The organism is Staphylococcus sp. MI 10-1553, assembly GCF_010365305.1.
Classification (GTDB): Bacteria; Bacillota; Bacilli; order Staphylococcales; family Staphylococcaceae; genus Staphylococcus.
The window spans coordinates 1,466,709-1,483,010 of sequence record NZ_CP048279.1 but is presented as its reverse complement, the minus strand read 5'-3'; the positions used below and the strand labels follow the sequence as shown (position 1 = coordinate 1,483,010).

The following is a 16,302-nucleotide window of genomic DNA, read 5'->3' as shown; positions in this document are numbered from 1 at the left end:
TTTCGCGGTACCACCCTAGTTATGGCTATATTGCCATCACTCATTATCATATACGTGCTCATACATAGTAGCGTTCAATGAATCACACTCGTACATTCTCAGCAACCTGTACGTCTCTGTGAAGTGGATACTCATTTACTCGGCTATGCATTTGAACTTAACTTTAATTATATAAAAAAGGCTTAAACTTTGTCAATTTCTAAAAAGTCATACGGTGTTACTTCACCCATATTAATCATCGGATGGACTTTAAACATTGTCGCTTCAGTTAAAATGAACTCAGCCGAATCTGTATCAGTATCTGCGTTATCGTCGCCATCTTCTGGATTAAAATATTGTGTTAAAAACGTTTGTAATTGCGTTAATCGCGTTTGACCCGCAGTCGCTAAGCCGAAATTAAAAGCATCTGCATCACCAAGAAAAACGATTGATTGTTTGGCACGTGTTAATCCTGTATATAAAATCGGCTTTTGCAACATTCTATAATACTGCTTAACAATAGGCATAATGACAATCGGAAACTCTGAACCTTGCGCTTTATGAATCGAGGTACAATATGCATGTGTCAATTCCGTCAAATCAGAGCGTAAGTATGTGATTTCGTTCCCATCATAATCGACGACAACAACATCTTTATTGAGCGCATTTTCTTTTGCCCAAAATATACCGACAATGACACCAATATCACCGTTGAATACATTGTCATTCGGTCGATTAATCAGTTGAAGTACTTTATCCCCTTTACGGAAAAGCACATCGCCAAATTCGATTTCACGCTGCGATTCGTCTGTTAATGGGTTTAAAATAGCTTGCAAGATTTGATTCAACTTTTTAATTCCTGCATTACCGCGATACATCGGTGCCAACACTTGAATATCTGCCATTGTATATCCTTTTTGTACCGCGTTGTTCACGACTTTTTCTACCACTTGTGGAATTTGATCAGTTTGACAAGGAATGAACGAACGGTCGTGAAAACGTTGGGTAATATCGACTTTTTCACCGAGTTTCATACGATGCGCCAAATCGATAATACTTGATCCGTCCTGTTGGCGATAAACTTCAGTTAAATTAATGCGTGGTAATACATTCGCATCAATGAGATCTTTAAAAACTTGACCCGGGCCGACTGACGGCAATTGGTCTTCATCGCCGACTAACACAACTTGTGCATCTATAGGGACCGCATCCATAAATTGATGGAACAGCCATGTGTCGACCATTGACATTTCATCAATAATAATTAATTTGGCATGAATCTCGTTATCTAATTTGTCTTGAGGTTTCGTATCTTGATTCCAACCGATTAAACGGTGAATGGTCATCGCTTCTAACCCTGTCGCTTCATGTAAACGTTTGGATGCTCTACCGGTTGGTGCGGCTAAAACGACCGGATAATCATCTTCATCTGAATAGTCATCGTAATCTAATGAGATACCATGAATTTCTGCGTATAACTGGACGATCCCTTTAATGACAGTCGTTTTCCCTGTACCTGGTCCACCCGTGAGGAGCATGACTTTATGTTGGATGGCATATTCTAAGGCCTCTTTTTGAGAAGGGGCATAATGTACTTCATTGACCTCTTCAATTTCCCCAATATGTAATTGAATATCTGACGCATCAAATGTTGTTAAATGTTCTCGATTGGCAAATATTTTATATAAATTTTGCGTACTTTTAATTTCCGAATAATAAAGACTTGGGATGGCAACCATTTCATCTTGATTCACTAGACGCTTTTCTTCAACCAATTCAGTTAAAATTTGCGTCATTATGTCATGATCGATACTTGACTCTTTGTCCTGAGACAACAATTGAATCGTTTCATTGATTAACGCTTCTTGAGGTAAATATGTATGACCTTGTTTAATACACGTATCTTCAACTAAATAAAGTAATCCGGCTTTTAATCGATCTGGATGCTCTGGATGAATACCGAGCTGTTGAGCCAGTTGGTCCGCTTTATTAAAACCAACCCCTTTAATGTCATAAACAAGTTGGTAAGGGTTTTTGTCGATCACGGTTAACGTATCACTTTTATAGAACTTGTAAATGTCCATCGCTAGCTTTGAACCAAAACCAAGTTCGTTCAATCGAATCATCACTTGTTCACTTTCTTGGTTGGCATAAATCTGCTCTACAATTTGTCGTTGTTTCGCTTTAGACAGTTTAGGCACCCGTTCTATGACAGATTCGTCTTTTAAAATGTCATGAATCGCATTTTCACCTATCGTATTGACAATGGATTCAGCCGTTTTTTTACCAATCCCTTTAAACAATTCACTGGATAAATACGCAATAACGGCATCTTTTGTATGAGGAATTTCTTTTTGAAACGTTTCTGCTTTTAATTGCTTCCCATATCTTGCATGTTGCACGACTTGACCTTTAAAAGTGTACGTCTCATCTTCCACCATATTTGGAAAGTATCCAACAACTGTTGCCATATCATCAAAGTCACCATTCGTTTCTTCAATTTCAACTTTAAGCACTGTATAATGGCTGTCCGCATTGTGAAACAAAATCATTTCTACAGCGCCTTTAATAAAAGTATGGTCAAACAGTGTTGGATTTTCCATGGTTACGCCTCCTCTTCGGCTTTTATTAATCGAAATGTTTTAAGTGCGTGCTGACTGAGTAAATGTTGTTCGTCCATTTGTACTGCACGTTCAAAGCCTTGAATGGCCGCATCGATATTTTCATTTAGCATATAAAGCGCTAAAGTTAAGTTATACTGTGCATCTGCATGTTGTGGATCGTGTTCTAATATTTGATTCAAAATCGGTATCGCTTGGTCGAACATTTCCAACTCACACATGAGCAACGCAAATTGAAATTGGACTTCGAGATCTTCAAATTGAGCGTCTAACTCTGCTGCACGCATTAAATAAGGCAAGGCTTGCTTCTTAGCATCGAGCTGAATAAAAGACAGTCCTAACATATAATGTGTGTCTTTATGGTCTACATGGAGCGATAAAGCTTCTTGGTATAATTTGATCGCTTCTTGAAAACGGCCTTCATTAAAGTAAACATTCGCCAAATTATAATAAATCACACCATTATCCGGTTTAATCGTCAGTGCACGTTGAAAAAATCGTTCAGCTTTTTCAATTTCGCCTGCTTCTGCTAATAACACGCCTGAATTGATATAATTTTCTACTTCATCAGGATGTGCTTCTATATTGTTAAAACTTTCTTGTAATGCACGTTCGAATTGCCCTTGGTGAATGAGTTGATGAATCTGTTCAAGTTCCATTTGAATCACCTTTTCCTATACGACATAATCAAGTTGTCCGTCTTTTTTATAGACGTCATCAATAGTTGCACCGCCTAAACATACATCTCCATCGTAAAATACGACAGCTTGGCCAGGTGTAATAGCACGGACTGGCTCGTCAAAAGTCACTTTTACCGCATCGTCCCCATGTGCAGTCACAGTTACGCCGACATCTTTTTGACGGTATCTAAATTTGGCTGTACATTTCAACGGCTCAGTTAAGTCTGTTTGGTTCACAAATGACACATCAGAAGCGATTAAATAGTCACTGTATAATGCATCGTGATGGAAACCTTGTTCGACATACAAAATATTATCTTCTAAATTTTTACCAACGACGAACCAAGGATCCCCATCGCCACCAATACCGAGTCCATGTCTTTGGCCAATCGTATAATACATGAGACCGCCATGTTGACCTTTCAATTCACCATTGAGTGTGCGCATTTCACCCGGTTGTGCAGGTAAATATTGCGATAAAAATGATTTAAAATTACGTTCACCGATGAAACAAATCCCTGTTGAATCTTTTTTCTTCGCTGTTGCTAAATCTTGTTCCAACGCGATTTCACGAACTTTTTGCTTATCGATATCACCAATTGGAAACATCACTTTACTTAATTGTGCTTCAGTCAATTGATTCAAGAAATACGTTTGGTCTTTATTGTTATCGACGCCACGTAACATTTCTACAGAACCATCTTCATGATGACGTACGCGTGCATAATGGCCAGTCGCCACATAATCCGCACCGAGTTTTAATGCATGGTCTAAAAAGGCTTTGAACTTGATTTCTTTATTACACATGACATCTGGATTCGGTGTACGTCCTTTTTTATACTCATCTAAAAAGTACGTAAACACTTTATCCCAATACTCTTTTTCAAAATTGACTGCATAATAAGGGATACCGATTTGATTACATACAGCAATCACATCATTGTAATCTTCTGTCGCTGTACATACACCGAACTCATCTGTATCATCCCAGTTTTTCATAAATATACCGATCAGATCGTAGCCTTGTTCTTTCAATAGATGGGCAGTTACTGAACTGTCTACACCACCTGACATGCCGACTACGACACGTGTGTTTTGGTTGGTCACTATTGTTCCTCCTTAAATCTTAAATATATTTTCTGTATTTCAATGACAATTTCTCTAATATCTGCTTCAGTGACTTGTTCATTTAAACTAATCCGAATCGAATGATCCACACGTGATGATTGTTCACCATACATCGCTAACAAAACGTGGGAAGGAATAGTTGAACCAGCGGTACAAGCGGATCCTGATGAAACATATACGCCTGCTAAATCGAGTAACGTTAATAATGTCTCCACATCAACAAATGGGAAATGCAAATTAATAATATGGTTCGTCGTATCAATCATTGAACCATTGTATTCGAATGGAATCGCACGTTCTTGTAAACCGACTATCAATTGTTCTTTTAATCGTGTCAAATGCACATTATTATCGTCACGTGAAGCTTCAGCTAAAGTTAAAGCTGTCGCAAGTCCTACAATTTGCGGTACATTTTCAGTTCCAGCACGACGTTTCGTTTCTTGTTCGCCACCTAATTGCGGATATGTGATACGTGTGTCAGTTTTAACATAAAGGACGCCAACCCCTTTAGGACCACCAAATTTATGCGCCGTCATACTTAAAGCATCGACAGCTAAATCTTCCACATCGATAGGCAAATGACCGACTGCTTGGACGGCATCCATATGAAAGTAGACGTCATGGTCTGCTAATACGTCTTGAATATCATACACATGTTGAACTGTACCAACCTCGTTATTCACGAACATAATTGACACGAGCGTCGTATCTTCTCGTATACTTTGCTTCAACTGTTCTATATCAATGATTCCTCCAGCATCAACGTCTAAATATGTCACTTCAAAACCCTGTTGCTCGAGGTATTCGAAAACATGTAATACAGAGTGATGTTCAATCTTTGTCGTAATGAGATGCTTCCCTTTTGCTTCGTTCGCATAGGCAATGCCTTTAATGACAGTGTTGTTTGACTCGGTTGCCCCACTTGTAAAAATTACTTCATTCGGTTTCGCATTCAAATATTGTGCGACCGTTCTTCTAGATTCATCTAGTAATCTTCTCGCATCTCGCCCTTGTGAATGTATCGAAGAAGGATTACCAAAATGTATTTGATAGACAGCCATCATTTTTTCAGCAACTTCAGGTTTTACCGGCGTTGTTGCCGCATAATCTGCATAAACACCCATCATTACGTCAGCCCTTTCTTATAATCAATGTTCCTATTTTAGCACTTGCTTTCTAAAAATTCTAGTACAGTGATTGCGTGGTTTTTTACGTTTATAGTCATTTCTATTGTAATCTTTACATCTTTATAATTCAATGTATGCCAAAAAGCAGTTTTTGTGTGTTGATGATGATACTAATGATATACTATCGCTATGAAAAGGAGTGTTATAACGATGCCAAATCCAATGAAATACTCAGCATTAAATCTTGTTCCGATTAGAAAAGGTAATAATGAAAAAGAAGCCATCGCACAAATGGTGGCACTCGCTCAGCATTTAGAACAGCATCAATACGAGCGATTATGGATTGCAGAACATCACAACGCACCAAATCTTGTGAGCTCAGCGACTGCATTGCTTATCCAACATGCATTACACCATACGAACGAAATGAGAATTGGCTCAGGAGGCATTATGTTACCGAATCATGCCCCACTTGTTGTAGCTGAACAATTTGGTACGTTAAACACGTTATATGGGGATCGTGTAGATCTTGGCTTAGGGCGCGCACCTGGTACAGACATGGCAACCGCAAGTGCACTCCGTCGAGATCAACATCAAGGTGTTTATCAATTTCCTGATGAAGTGCAACAGTTACTGCAATATTTTGGTCCAGATACGAAACAAGGCTATGTAAAAGCAATTCCTGCAGTTGACAAAAACGTACCGATTTATATTCTCGGCTCTTCAACGGACTCTGCACATTTAGCTGCTAGAGAAGGATTGCCTTACGTTTTTGCAGGTCATTTCGCACCACAACAAATGCAAGAAGCCATTGCAATCTATAAAGATCTGTTTGAACCATCCGAATATTTACAAGCGCCATATGTCATCGTCTGTTTAAATGTCATTATGGCGGACTCAGATGAAGAAGCACAGTATCTTGCTACGACGCAATCCCAAATCTTTGCAAGTATATTAAAAGGTAGAATGAATAAAATGCAACCGCCTACTGAAGATTTGAGTCAACTGTTATCACCGAGAGAAATTGCAATAGCTGAAGCACGTCTACAGCATTCACTGATTGGCGATAAAGCATCTGTCAATCAACAATTAGACGCCTTTTTACAAAAACACGGTTGGATTGATGAAATGATGGTCATCAGCTATATTTATGACACCGCATTGCAACATCGCTCATATCGTTACTTTAAAGAATTGATTGACGAACGTAACCAAAAACAATAAAACGTCATTATATTAACAGGAGCACTTTATTTTTAGTGCACTCACTTTAATTTGCCAACGTTTCGTATTTGATTAAAAGCGTTGGCAAGTTTTCCTATATAAAAAATAGCTGTGAAGAAATCTATCGTCATAAATCTCTTCACAGCTAATCTTAGTATGTTTATTTCAATGAGTTATAAATCAATGTTCCATCCCTTTTTATACTTATGAGATGATTTTGAAGCGATACCATATTAATCCCATAAAAGCTGAGGCTGCGCATGAGACAAATAATAAGAAGATATAATGATACGCGATTAATCCCCCACCAAGCCATGAACCTAATGTAATACCGACATACATAGCCGTTTGATTCCAAGCCATAATCCGTCCTGAAAATGCAGCGTTTCGCTTAGCGATGAAAGATTGATATGACGAGAACATAAAATAGCCACTGAAAGCCCATAGTGTGAGAAGCGGAAACAAGAGTAAGGGATGTGTCACAGTGAATCCTACAGCAATGAGTAGTAGTCCTAAACCCGTCATCCCTATTTTGATTACACGATCATTGCCTAGTTTATCTGATAGCCATCCTCCAGATACACTACCGAATAGGGCCCCAATGCCATAAAATGTAAATGCAACACTCGACATTACTCTAGATAAACCCGTCACGTTTTTGAAAATTTCACCAAGAAAAGTATATACACCATAGACGGCTAACGCCCAAAACGTCGTGACAAGTACATCACGGCCCATACTTTTGAATTGTTCGAAATGCAAAGGTTGACGTTGTTGTGTATTTATACGCTCTGGAAAAGCGAAACCATTTAAAGCACTTAATACTAAGGTACCTGTTGCTAAAATGATAAAAACCGTTCGCCAGTCCGTGATGTTCCCAATTAAGTTACCCACCGGTGCGCCGACCCATATCGCTGTTAAAAAACCTGATGTAGCTATAGAAAGATACAATCCGTTTTTATTTTTAGGTGCTAAATCACCTGTAAGCGCAAAAACAGAAGATGTAATCATTGCCGCAGCGCCACCTGCCCAAATACGACTTAAAATCATCATTAAATATGAACTTGCGATAAACGTAAGCGCATTTGCAAAAGAAAATAAGATGAGTCCGACCACAATATTTTTCTTTTTGCCCCATCGATCTGCTAAAACACCAAATATCGGCGCCATGACGGCATAAATCACCGCAAATGATGTGACTATCCAGCTCGCTTGTTGTGCGGATATATTAAATTCGTGGATCATACTTGGAAGTAATGGGGACACCACAAATAAATCTGTTCCTACTAAAAAGAGTGTAATCCACGCAATGGTTAAACGTAATTGACTATGGACTTCTTTATGCATATTTCATTCCTTCTTAAATTATTATTTATTCCTACTTTAAGTCTATGGCTAAAATAATACACTTGCAACATGCATGCTTCTTTATGCACCCTATAAATACATCTATATCTCCCTAATTTTTTATAGTTATATCATTGAGCCGAGCTACACTCCCATTGCCATACTTCAATACGCATACTTTTTATCACTTTATTGGACAAAAATACTTTGACATGAGACGAATAGTAACACCCATTTCTTTCAACATATGCCTAACTTATAAAAATCGAATGGGTTATGAAAGGTATGGATCTGTGTCTGGATTCTTGACATAGATTCAATATAAATCAAGTTAAATAATACCGATCCGACGGCAGTAAGTGTACTAGAACCCAAAAAAGCGAAAATTTTCATTAAATCTTAGTAACTTCATAAAACATGACCTCAAGTAACTTCAATTTTTCTAATGAAACAAACCAAATTAACTGCTCTAAAAATATAAGATTAAAACACCTACTTTCAAATCAGGTTAATAGTAAACCTTGTGCGAATTCACAACATTCCGTAAATTTGTTAAAAACTATTAGTAGCTTGACGTGTAAAGTCGTAATACTTTTTCTAAGTATCTATCAGATAAAGTTGAGAAATCGCACGAGATCCAATTATATATTTTATGTTCTGATTATAGTGATGATGTCCCCAAGATATGACTGTGTGATATTCAAACCCCTTAACGAGATAATAAGGTATCAAAACATTTCCTTCGGGTACAAAAGTATCATTTTCTTCTATCAAATAAATTTCGATATTATCTGATAATTCTTCGTATAAACTTTGTGCCTCTTTTTGTGACGGCACTACAATAGCTACTGAACCGCTAGACTGCGTAACAATATCGATTATATATGAAGTACTCACATGAGACGCCTCCACTACATCCTTTCCTTCTTCTCCTACAACTTTTGTGTCGGTTGATTTTAATGTCTGTAGATAGCGATTAATTGATTTTGTAGATCGATACGATGTTGTTAAAGTTTTAGTATTTATAGTCATTTTTGAAAAATCTATTATAGACTTAACTAAAAAGCTTTGATTCATATCGCCCAGAAAAGTGAAATGGGCTTCTGGAAATAACTGGTGTATGATATCTAACTGAATGATGCTATAGTCCTGTACTTCATCAATGAGGATATGTTTAAAATCATTGTTCGATACTTTTATTATTTTTGTATATAGCCATACCAGTGCCCAAAAATCTTCCTGATACATTTCTTTCTGTTTATATTCGAAATCTAGTTGATAATGATGACATATATCACGATACATCTTAGGTATATCGATAAATTGATAATTATTAATCGTACGCTTAGCTCGTTTTAACATTCTTGATGCTTCTTTTTTAGCTTGCTTATCGAGATCAGATTTTTCTCCTATATAAGCATCATTGCTATTAAGTTTTATAAATAAAGTCTTATATATTTTTTGATATTCCTTATTATATGCATTAACTAACCTATTTTTAATTTTTTGAATGGTTGTCTTGACGTCGTGTTTTTCTCTTAACTCCAAAAACATTGACTGCAATGTCGTACTATTTATTATGATATGGTGCTGTTCATCTTTGACATCTTTAAAGTGAAAATCACATTTATCCTCGGCTAATTCATCTCTCATAAAATCCAAAAATTCACCACTCGTTTTTTTATAAAACACATCTGAATCTTCTTTGCTCGCGTACAATCGGTCAATCATTCTCGCTTTTGATTCCACACGCATATTTTTAAAATACAATATTTTAGCAATCATACTTTTCAAACTATCAATTTGAATATTTTTCTCACCTAATTCAGGTAAGACATTCGATACATAATCATTAAATATGCGATTAGGTGCAATGAACATCAAATTATCATGAGTGATCTTATGTTTATATTTAAAAAGCAGATAAGCTATTCTTTGCATAGCAATCGCTGTTTTACCGCTTCCTGGTGGGCCTAAAACTAAGACATCCTCATTGATTGGCAATCTAATGATTTCATTTTGGTCTTGTTGAATCGTATTAACAATATTAGTTAGTTTACTGTCTGTAGACTTTATTTTGTAATTAATCAGTTCCGAATCTCCAATAAATACGTCACTGTCAACAAAACTTAATAACTCCCCATTTTTAATTTTAAATTGTCTTCTTCCTTTCACATACTCCTTTATCTTCCTCCCATCCTCACTTTTATACTGTAAATCACCAACTCCAGTTTCATAAAACAGACTTGCGATTGGCGCTCTCCAATCACACACCAAAATATTGTAATCATTGTCTACAATTGTCTGTGTGCCAATATATATTGATTCTTCTTCTAGCATGATTTTTCCAAAATAAGGCCGATTTAGCAGCCTTTTATAAATGGTCAGTTTTTCATCAATATGATTATAATTTGATTCTTCTGACCTTAAAAACGTCAAATCTTGAACATTATCTACGGCATTTGCGCTGTCAAAATTTAACATCCAATTTTCATTATCATTCATCTTTTTACGTTGATTAATAATCTTCTTTTTTACATTAAGGTGATACGAGTTTAAGCTTTTAATTTCATTTTCAATAAAAGAAACCGTTTCTTTTAAAAAATTCTTTTCATCATTAAAGTTTAATAACATAAAACATGCACCATCCTGTTGTAGGTATTACACCATCTTATTAAAATTCACTCTTAACTTCTTATCAAATAAGAGCATAGCCAAAATGAATAGTTGCATCAAACCTGCAATTAAAAATACGACATTAGCCCCAAAATAGTCTGATACATATGCTGAAAAATAATATGAAAATGGGATAAATATCGTACTTATAGATTGAATCATTCCAGATATTCTTCCTCTATATTCGTCTTCTATAATCACAATCTTATAAGTGCTAAATAAGATATTTGGCAGTGTAAGACAAACCCCTATAATCACGCCAAGCATGATCGCAAAATGGATAGAACTATTAATATACATATATATAAATGTAATACTCATAGCTAACCAAAAACTGAGCAAAATAGAATAAGGCGGTATTACCTTTTTCATTTTGATGCCTAATGTAGCGGCCAATATACTCCCTAGAGCTATCAAAAATTGAAACATACCATAATCACTAGAGTTTGCCTCCAAATACTGATTAAAATAAACGATAAATGTGGGTGCTACCATACTAATGACATTTAAAAATATTGAACTTATTAAAACTCTTTTTAGATAATAATCACTTAAAATCATTTCAAGCGTCATTAAAAACTGTTCCTTATTGGTACTTTTATTCAAATGGGTCTCTTTAAAGTTTTCATTTTGAGAAATATTGATTTGACTGATAATGACAGAACTAATTAGAAATATGATAATGATACTACTAAGTAGCCATAGAAAGGGGATTTTCGCAAATAAAATACCAGCCATAGAAAAACCTATCATCATTGATACACTTTTAGTTAAACTCCTATAGCTAAGGATACGTTTAACATTCTCTCTTGAGTAACTTAATTTAGGTATGAGCTTGTTCTGATTTGGAAATTGAAAAACCATTACTATTTCTCTTATTAACAACAAAAAAATTAATATAAATATATTAATTTCTGAAGTTCCTATTAAGATACATATCAGTAATAAAACTAAGCTATTTATTCTTAAGCTATACTTCATCATCCTAATAGGTTGATTAAATTGATCAGCTTTAATTCCTGCATATGATCCGACACTAATTTGAGCGATATGAGACAAAGAACCAATCAACGCCGTATGAAAAGCTGAACCCGTTTTTTCTAGCGTGTACCACATAATAGCCAAATTGAAAATACTACTCCCTAATCCTACTAAAAAGTCATTTGTCACAAATTTAATGATATTCATTTTCATCGTTCATACACCTGATTTATCATGATTGCCATCAATACTTCTATTTTTGTCATATTTTAAAAGAGTTTTTACATTTTTAAAAGATAAGTTTGTAATCTTTCCCTCTTTTACATCAGGGTGATTTCTAAAAAATTTATTGTCTATCTTTCCTAAATAGGGCCTGATAATAACCATAAAAATATTAAATTTTTTAGAATAAACTTTCCCATAAACTAAAGGGGCTTTTTTATAAAGAACTTTATTAAAATGAATAGCCTGACTGTATACAGCTTCTTCAATCTGAATGTTATTAAACCTTATAACAGTAGAAACCAAAAATTTATCGCAATTTGAATGGTAAATTCTTTTAATAAGGATATCTGTATAAAATGAAATGACATTAATTATATAATTTCTTTGGTTCTTTGTTTCAACATTGAACAAATCGATTATAAAGTAATCAATCAGATTTTTATTATATGCCTCCATTAGATATGGACAATCTCCTTTGTATTTATCTACTATATTGGATAACTTCATATAGATTCCACCTCTTTATCATAATATCTAAAAAAGATCCTAGAATTTAAAATTCTATACTCACCTTTTACATCTATACAATCATCAAATATTTCATCAACAAGTAATAGTCTACCTATTACTTCAAAAAATTCTTTATTATCTCTAGGATAAATTGTGAAAAATTTACCTTTTATTCTATAATTATCACTATCACTCATTAAATATTTTGCTATATATATATCATTCGGAATTTTCCAAACATGTCCATGTCTATTTAACATCGAGCTAATATTTATAATAAAATCACTATCTATTTTTTTACCAATAGATACATGTATCTTTTTTCCTGCTTTAGGTATATCAGCTCTATTCCCAAAAACTAACCAGTATCTCTTGAGTGTAATGTCGATTCTCCCTTTACTTTCTCCTACTATTTTATGTAAAATTGAATTGTAATTTTCCATTTATTCTCACCTTTCATATAACTAAAGGAGGTCTTTTATGAAGAAGTTAATTATCGGAGATAGAATTGAATTAAGATCTCCAGATTTATATATGGCAAAAGATATATTTGATTTGGTTAACAATAATTTTTTAAACTTCAATCTTTTTTTACCATGGGTTCAGAAAGTAAAAAGTATTAATGACATTGAACAAATGATTATTGGATATCAGAATTTTTTTGCCCAAAATAAAGAGTATAGATTTTATATTTTCGAAATAGAAAATCAAGAGTTAATTGGCTCCATTACTTTACGTAAAATTAACATGTCATTACTACAAGCCGAATTAGGGTTTTGGTTAGATAGCGCACATGTTGGTAACGGATACATAGTTGAAGCTTTTCACATACTTTCCAAAGAAGTAAATGACTTTAAAAGTATCATCGCTTATACAAATTATAATAACCACAGATGCATTAAAACTTTAAAAAATTTACATTTCTCTGAACTAACTATAAATGATAGTGATATATCATTTATAAAATTCTTTTAACTTGTTTATTTCCTCCATGCTTTCAGGAATAGTTGGTCGTTTGTGAGGATCTTTTTCTAACATTGATAATATGAGTGTTTTAAAAGACTTAGGAATACATTTTAAAATTACTGGCTTATCCTTATAAAACTGCTCATACTTTCTTCTAAACGGTCTATGGCCTTCGATACAATAGAATAATATACAACCTATGGCCCAAACATCAGTTTTAAAAGTTGTCTTTTGTTTTAATAACTGCTCAGGCGCAGAGAACTGCTCCGCCCCCATCTGATTTTTTCGAGAACTGGCATACGTAGCAATTCCTAAGTCAATTACTACAATCTTATTTTCTTTATGTGAGAATATAAGATTGCTTGGATTCAAATCATTATGAATTATATTTTTTTCATGCAAATAATTCACTGCAGTTAACAATTCTACTGTTATCTTATATATAAATGATATATTCAGTCTCCTGGATTTAAGTATATGTTCTAGCGTATTTCCCTCTATATATTCTAATAATAAGTACACATCAGAATAATTATATATTTTATGACATTTAATTATATTCTCATGTCTTAATCTCTTTAATTTTCTCCCCTCTTCTATCAATTTATTGTTATTTATTATAATATTATTATTATTTATTGCTTTCTTTAAAATGTAATAATCTGAGCCTTTTTTTATTTTCCATATTTCATTGTGTTTACTTATACTAACAAGCTGACCATTGTTTTCGTCATAAAATCTCTGATTATAAAATATAGGACAAAAACTATATAGTTCTTGTCCTATATTTTTTAGTCTGTAGTCGATATAGGTGCGCAGTCCCATTCTACTCTTATATCCCCTTCTTTTATATATTTATCATATATTTCTGTATTAACATTTCCTTCCTCATTGGTAAACCATGCAGGCGAGAGCTTACCAAATTTGTTTTCGTATTTTGGTACCCAAGGAAGGATACCTTCTCCTTTATTTTCTTTATGTTGTATATAAGCTTCACTATATTTTCTGCAAAATTCTTTATATTCTTCTTCGTTTTCTAACTTCTCATGCCACACCTTGTCTACTACACATCTTGGCATATAATACATTTGATCATTGTCTACTAATGAAAAAAACTTCTTTAATTCTAATTCTGCAATTTCATATTCAATGTTTTTCATGTTAATACCCCCCTTTTTAAGTTTCATTATATTCTTTATTTTCTGAAAAGTAAACGCTTTTTTATTTCTAGAATATTTTCATACTAATAAGCTACTTCGGCTATTAACCATAATTTTAATAAACAAAATACTATACATTCCTAAATAGTAAAATGAAATTTTCTTAGTTGGACTATTTGCCTGTGTGAATGTATTGTTAAGCTATGAAAGTAAGCGTTTTTATGATTTATCTACTTTTGTGCAGAGTCTCTAAAACTAACATATTAGGTCTAATTCTCACTCGTGATTCACTCAATGATAATAAAAATATGATAATAGTGGTAGGTGCTCATTATATGGACAATAAAGATTTAACTTTTACAGAAAAAGACAATACTTTTACCATTAAAATCAATCCTTATATGACAAGATTAATAGCGTACTTCGGAAGGGGCTGGGACATTGAGGATTAGTTTCTTCAAATAATCGAGTAGGAGAATAGCCATTAACTGACTATTCGTCCTCTCACACCACCGAGCATACGGTTCCGTACTCGGCGGTTCAATATCTTGCGTAAGCCAACTCTGCAAGCTGGGCTAATGGTATCAGTCCCCACATGTGGAGTTGTTTTGTTGTAAGTGCACGATGAACCTCGAGCGTGATCGATAATCGCCAGTATTTTTTGCGAGACTGTGGGATTTTCATTGCACTTCTATGCTCAAGACCATATTGGCGCAACATCTTATATTGAGTTCTTACTCTTTTCCACCGTTTAAGAATGCGTTGTCTAAGTCGGCGGTTTAGCCAAGATTGAGTGGTTTCAATAAATCCTCTGATAAAACCTCTACATTTAGCCGCGCGTCACTTGGTTAATTTCAGTGATAATATCCTTGAAAGTACCGGGTCTATTTCGTTTCGTTATTTTCCTTAAGGCGCGTATTAAATTTCTTTTTGCTTCCGTAGTCGGTCTGAAACGATAAACCCCATTGACCTTGGTTATTAGACAACTCAAGAACTTTAAACGAGTGACTGCTCCGACTCTGCTTTTGTCTTCATTGACAATCAACTTTAATTGTTTCTCAATAAATTTTGTTACATTCCACATAGCCTTAGTATGATGTTTCTGTTCGTCGGTGCGAGTGTTTGCGTCCGACTTCCTTCAGATTCCACTTCACAATGGACACCCTTGTCTTTCGCTAACAGTTCCTACTACCAAGCCTGTAACGGACTTTCACCGTCAAGGTGTTACCCATGCCGGGTGCACCCAAAAAACGGCTGTAGGCACATACCTACAACCGCTGTCATCTATTGATTATTTATTGCCGCCAGTAAATTTATCTAAAGCATCTTTCGCTTTATCTACTAAACTACCGCCATCTTTATTATCTTTGTTGTCACCTTTTTGACTATCTTGATATTTATCATAAGCGTCTTTTGCTTTGTTTAAATATTCTTCACCTTGATTTTTATCCATTATAATCATCCTTTCATCATGTTTTTTTAACCAAAAATTATTTTTTAAACTTATCAATCATGTCATTTGCTTTATCTTTTACATTTTCAACGACTTCTTTAGCTTTACCAGAAGCTTTATCTTGCTTACCTTCATTTTCTAATGATTGGTTGTCTGTTACATTACCAACTGTTTCTTTGATGTTACCTTTAGCTTGTTCAAATCTATTCTCTTGATCTGCCATAA

Annotated in this window: 15 protein-coding genes and 1 pseudogene; 2 read left to right on the top strand and 14 right to left on the bottom strand. The window is 34.5% G+C overall.

Going from position 1 to position 16,302, the window contains the following annotated elements:
- Positions 1-182: 182 nt before the first annotated feature.
- From recD2 to GZH82_RS06840, 4 genes are read right to left on the bottom strand one after another with little or no spacing between them, the layout of a single operon-like run.
- Positions 183-2,582 (bottom strand): SF1B family DNA helicase RecD2, encoded by a 2,400-nt coding sequence (gene recD2 / locus GZH82_RS06855; RefSeq protein WP_162681854.1) that lies wholly within the window; start codon positions 2,580-2,582, stop codon positions 183-185.
- 2 nt (positions 2,583-2,584) lie between these two features.
- Complete coding sequence (locus tag GZH82_RS06850; protein WP_162681853.1) at positions 2,585-3,259, bottom strand: tetratricopeptide repeat protein; 675 nt, start codon at positions 3,257-3,259, stop codon at positions 2,585-2,587.
- A 15-nt stretch (positions 3,260-3,274) separates the two neighbouring features.
- Positions 3,275-4,354, bottom strand: coding sequence for a tRNA 2-thiouridine(34) synthase MnmA (gene mnmA / locus GZH82_RS06845; RefSeq protein ID WP_457853117.1), 1,080 nt, complete (start codon positions 4,352-4,354; stop codon positions 3,275-3,277).
- Positions 4,355-4,386: 32 nt separating this feature from the next.
- A complete protein-coding gene (locus GZH82_RS06840) occupies positions 4,387-5,532 on the bottom strand; it encodes a cysteine desulfurase family protein (RefSeq protein WP_162683024.1) in 1,146 nt (381 codons plus the stop codon).
- A 213-nt stretch (positions 5,533-5,745) separates the two neighbouring features.
- On the opposite strand from GZH82_RS06840, the gene GZH82_RS06835 reads away from it, so the two are divergent.
- The gene (locus tag GZH82_RS06835; protein WP_162681851.1) at positions 5,746-6,759 is read left to right on the top strand and encodes an LLM class flavin-dependent oxidoreductase; all 1,014 of its coding nucleotides are present in this window, start codon (positions 5,746-5,748) and stop codon (positions 6,757-6,759) included.
- Between the two features lie 204 nt (positions 6,760-6,963).
- Here the strand turns inward: GZH82_RS06835 and GZH82_RS06830 are convergent, their stop codons facing one another.
- The 5 genes from GZH82_RS06830 to GZH82_RS06810 form a co-directional block, all read right to left on the bottom strand.
- On the bottom strand, positions 6,964-8,106 hold the full coding sequence (locus GZH82_RS06830) for an MFS transporter (protein ID WP_162681850.1): 1,143 nt from the start codon (positions 8,104-8,106) through the stop codon (positions 6,964-6,966).
- Positions 8,107-8,703: 597 nt separating this feature from the next.
- Complete coding sequence (locus GZH82_RS06825; protein ID WP_162681849.1) at positions 8,704-10,740, bottom strand: HelD family protein; 2,037 nt, start codon at positions 10,738-10,740, stop codon at positions 8,704-8,706.
- A 27-nt stretch (positions 10,741-10,767) separates the two neighbouring features.
- Entirely contained in the window at positions 10,768-11,976 is a 1,209-nt protein-coding gene (locus GZH82_RS06820) for an MFS transporter (RefSeq protein ID WP_162681848.1), read from the bottom strand.
- 3 nt (positions 11,977-11,979) lie between these two features.
- Positions 11,980-12,495, bottom strand: a complete 516-nt coding sequence (locus tag GZH82_RS06815) for a hypothetical protein (RefSeq protein WP_162681847.1) — start codon at positions 12,493-12,495, stop codon at positions 11,980-11,982.
- The gene (locus tag GZH82_RS06810) at positions 12,492-12,941 is read right to left on the bottom strand and encodes a class III lanthionine synthetase LanKC N-terminal domain-containing protein (protein ID WP_162681846.1); all 450 of its coding nucleotides are present in this window, start codon (positions 12,939-12,941) and stop codon (positions 12,492-12,494) included. The genes GZH82_RS06815 and GZH82_RS06810 overlap by 4 nt, the downstream gene beginning before the upstream one ends.
- 37 nt (positions 12,942-12,978) lie before the next feature.
- On the opposite strand from GZH82_RS06810, the gene GZH82_RS06805 reads away from it, so the two are divergent.
- Positions 12,979-13,473 carry a GNAT family N-acetyltransferase gene (locus GZH82_RS06805; RefSeq protein WP_162681845.1) on the top strand — a complete coding sequence of 165 codons (495 nt, stop codon included), beginning with the start codon at positions 12,979-12,981 and terminating at the stop codon, positions 13,471-13,473.
- Here GZH82_RS06805 and GZH82_RS06800 read toward each other — a convergent pair.
- The 5 genes and pseudogenes from GZH82_RS06800 to GZH82_RS06785 form a co-directional block, all read right to left on the bottom strand.
- Entirely contained in the window at positions 13,453-14,289 is an 837-nt protein-coding gene (locus GZH82_RS06800) for a serine/threonine-protein kinase (protein ID WP_162681844.1), read from the bottom strand. The two genes, GZH82_RS06805 and GZH82_RS06800, sit on opposite strands and share 21 nt — an antisense overlap.
- Positions 14,256-14,624, bottom strand: a complete 369-nt coding sequence (locus GZH82_RS06795; protein ID WP_162681843.1) for a hypothetical protein — start codon at positions 14,622-14,624, stop codon at positions 14,256-14,258. The genes GZH82_RS06800 and GZH82_RS06795 overlap by 34 nt, the downstream gene beginning before the upstream one ends.
- Before the next feature lie 540 nt (positions 14,625-15,164).
- Positions 15,165-15,714 (bottom strand): annotated as a pseudogene (locus GZH82_RS14515) (group II intron reverse transcriptase/maturase); the annotation flags it as partial.
- A gap of 201 nt (positions 15,715-15,915) precedes the next feature.
- A complete protein-coding gene (locus GZH82_RS13935) occupies positions 15,916-16,077 on the bottom strand; it encodes a hypothetical protein (RefSeq protein ID WP_203232796.1) in 162 nt (53 codons plus the stop codon).
- Between the two features lie 37 nt (positions 16,078-16,114).
- The gene (locus tag GZH82_RS06785; RefSeq protein WP_162681842.1) at positions 16,115-16,300 is read right to left on the bottom strand and encodes a CsbD family protein; all 186 of its coding nucleotides are present in this window, start codon (positions 16,298-16,300) and stop codon (positions 16,115-16,117) included.
- Positions 16,301-16,302 lie beyond the last annotated feature (2 nt).

Excerpts from the sequence above, each read along its gene's own strand:
- recD2 (WP_162681854.1), bottom strand. The coding sequence starts at position 2,582 with ATGGAAAATCCAACACTGTTTGACCATACTTTTATTAAAGGCGCTGTA.
- GZH82_RS06850 (WP_162681853.1), bottom strand. The coding sequence starts at position 3,259 with ATGGAACTTGAACAGATTCATCAACTCATTCACCAAGGGCAATTCGAA.
- mnmA (WP_457853117.1), bottom strand. The coding sequence starts at position 4,354 with ATGTCAGGTGGTGTAGACAGTTCAGTAACTGCCCATCTATTGAAAGAA.
- GZH82_RS06840 (WP_162683024.1), bottom strand. The coding sequence starts at position 5,532 with ATGGGTGTTTATGCAGATTATGCGGCAACAACGCCGGTAAAACCTGAA.
- GZH82_RS06835 (WP_162681851.1), top strand. The coding sequence starts at position 5,746 with ATGCCAAATCCAATGAAATACTCAGCATTAAATCTTGTTCCGATTAGA.
- GZH82_RS06830 (WP_162681850.1), bottom strand. The coding sequence starts at position 8,106 with ATGCATAAAGAAGTCCATAGTCAATTACGTTTAACCATTGCGTGGATT.
- GZH82_RS06825 (WP_162681849.1), bottom strand. The coding sequence starts at position 10,740 with ATGTTATTAAACTTTAATGATGAAAAGAATTTTTTAAAAGAAACGGTT.
- GZH82_RS06820 (WP_162681848.1), bottom strand. The coding sequence starts at position 11,976 with ATGAAAATGAATATCATTAAATTTGTGACAAATGACTTTTTAGTAGGA.
- GZH82_RS06815 (WP_162681847.1), bottom strand. The coding sequence starts at position 12,495 with ATGAAGTTATCCAATATAGTAGATAAATACAAAGGAGATTGTCCATAT.
- GZH82_RS06810 (WP_162681846.1), bottom strand. The coding sequence starts at position 12,941 with ATGGAAAATTACAATTCAATTTTACATAAAATAGTAGGAGAAAGTAAA.
- GZH82_RS06805 (WP_162681845.1), top strand. The coding sequence starts at position 12,979 with ATGAAGAAGTTAATTATCGGAGATAGAATTGAATTAAGATCTCCAGAT.
- GZH82_RS06800 (WP_162681844.1), bottom strand. The coding sequence starts at position 14,289 with ATGGGACTGCGCACCTATATCGACTACAGACTAAAAAATATAGGACAA.
- GZH82_RS06795 (WP_162681843.1), bottom strand. The coding sequence starts at position 14,624 with ATGAAAAACATTGAATATGAAATTGCAGAATTAGAATTAAAGAAGTTT.
- GZH82_RS13935 (WP_203232796.1), bottom strand. The coding sequence starts at position 16,077 with ATGGATAAAAATCAAGGTGAAGAATATTTAAACAAAGCAAAAGACGCT.
- GZH82_RS06785 (WP_162681842.1), bottom strand. The coding sequence starts at position 16,300 with ATGGCAGATCAAGAGAATAGATTTGAACAAGCTAAAGGTAACATCAAA.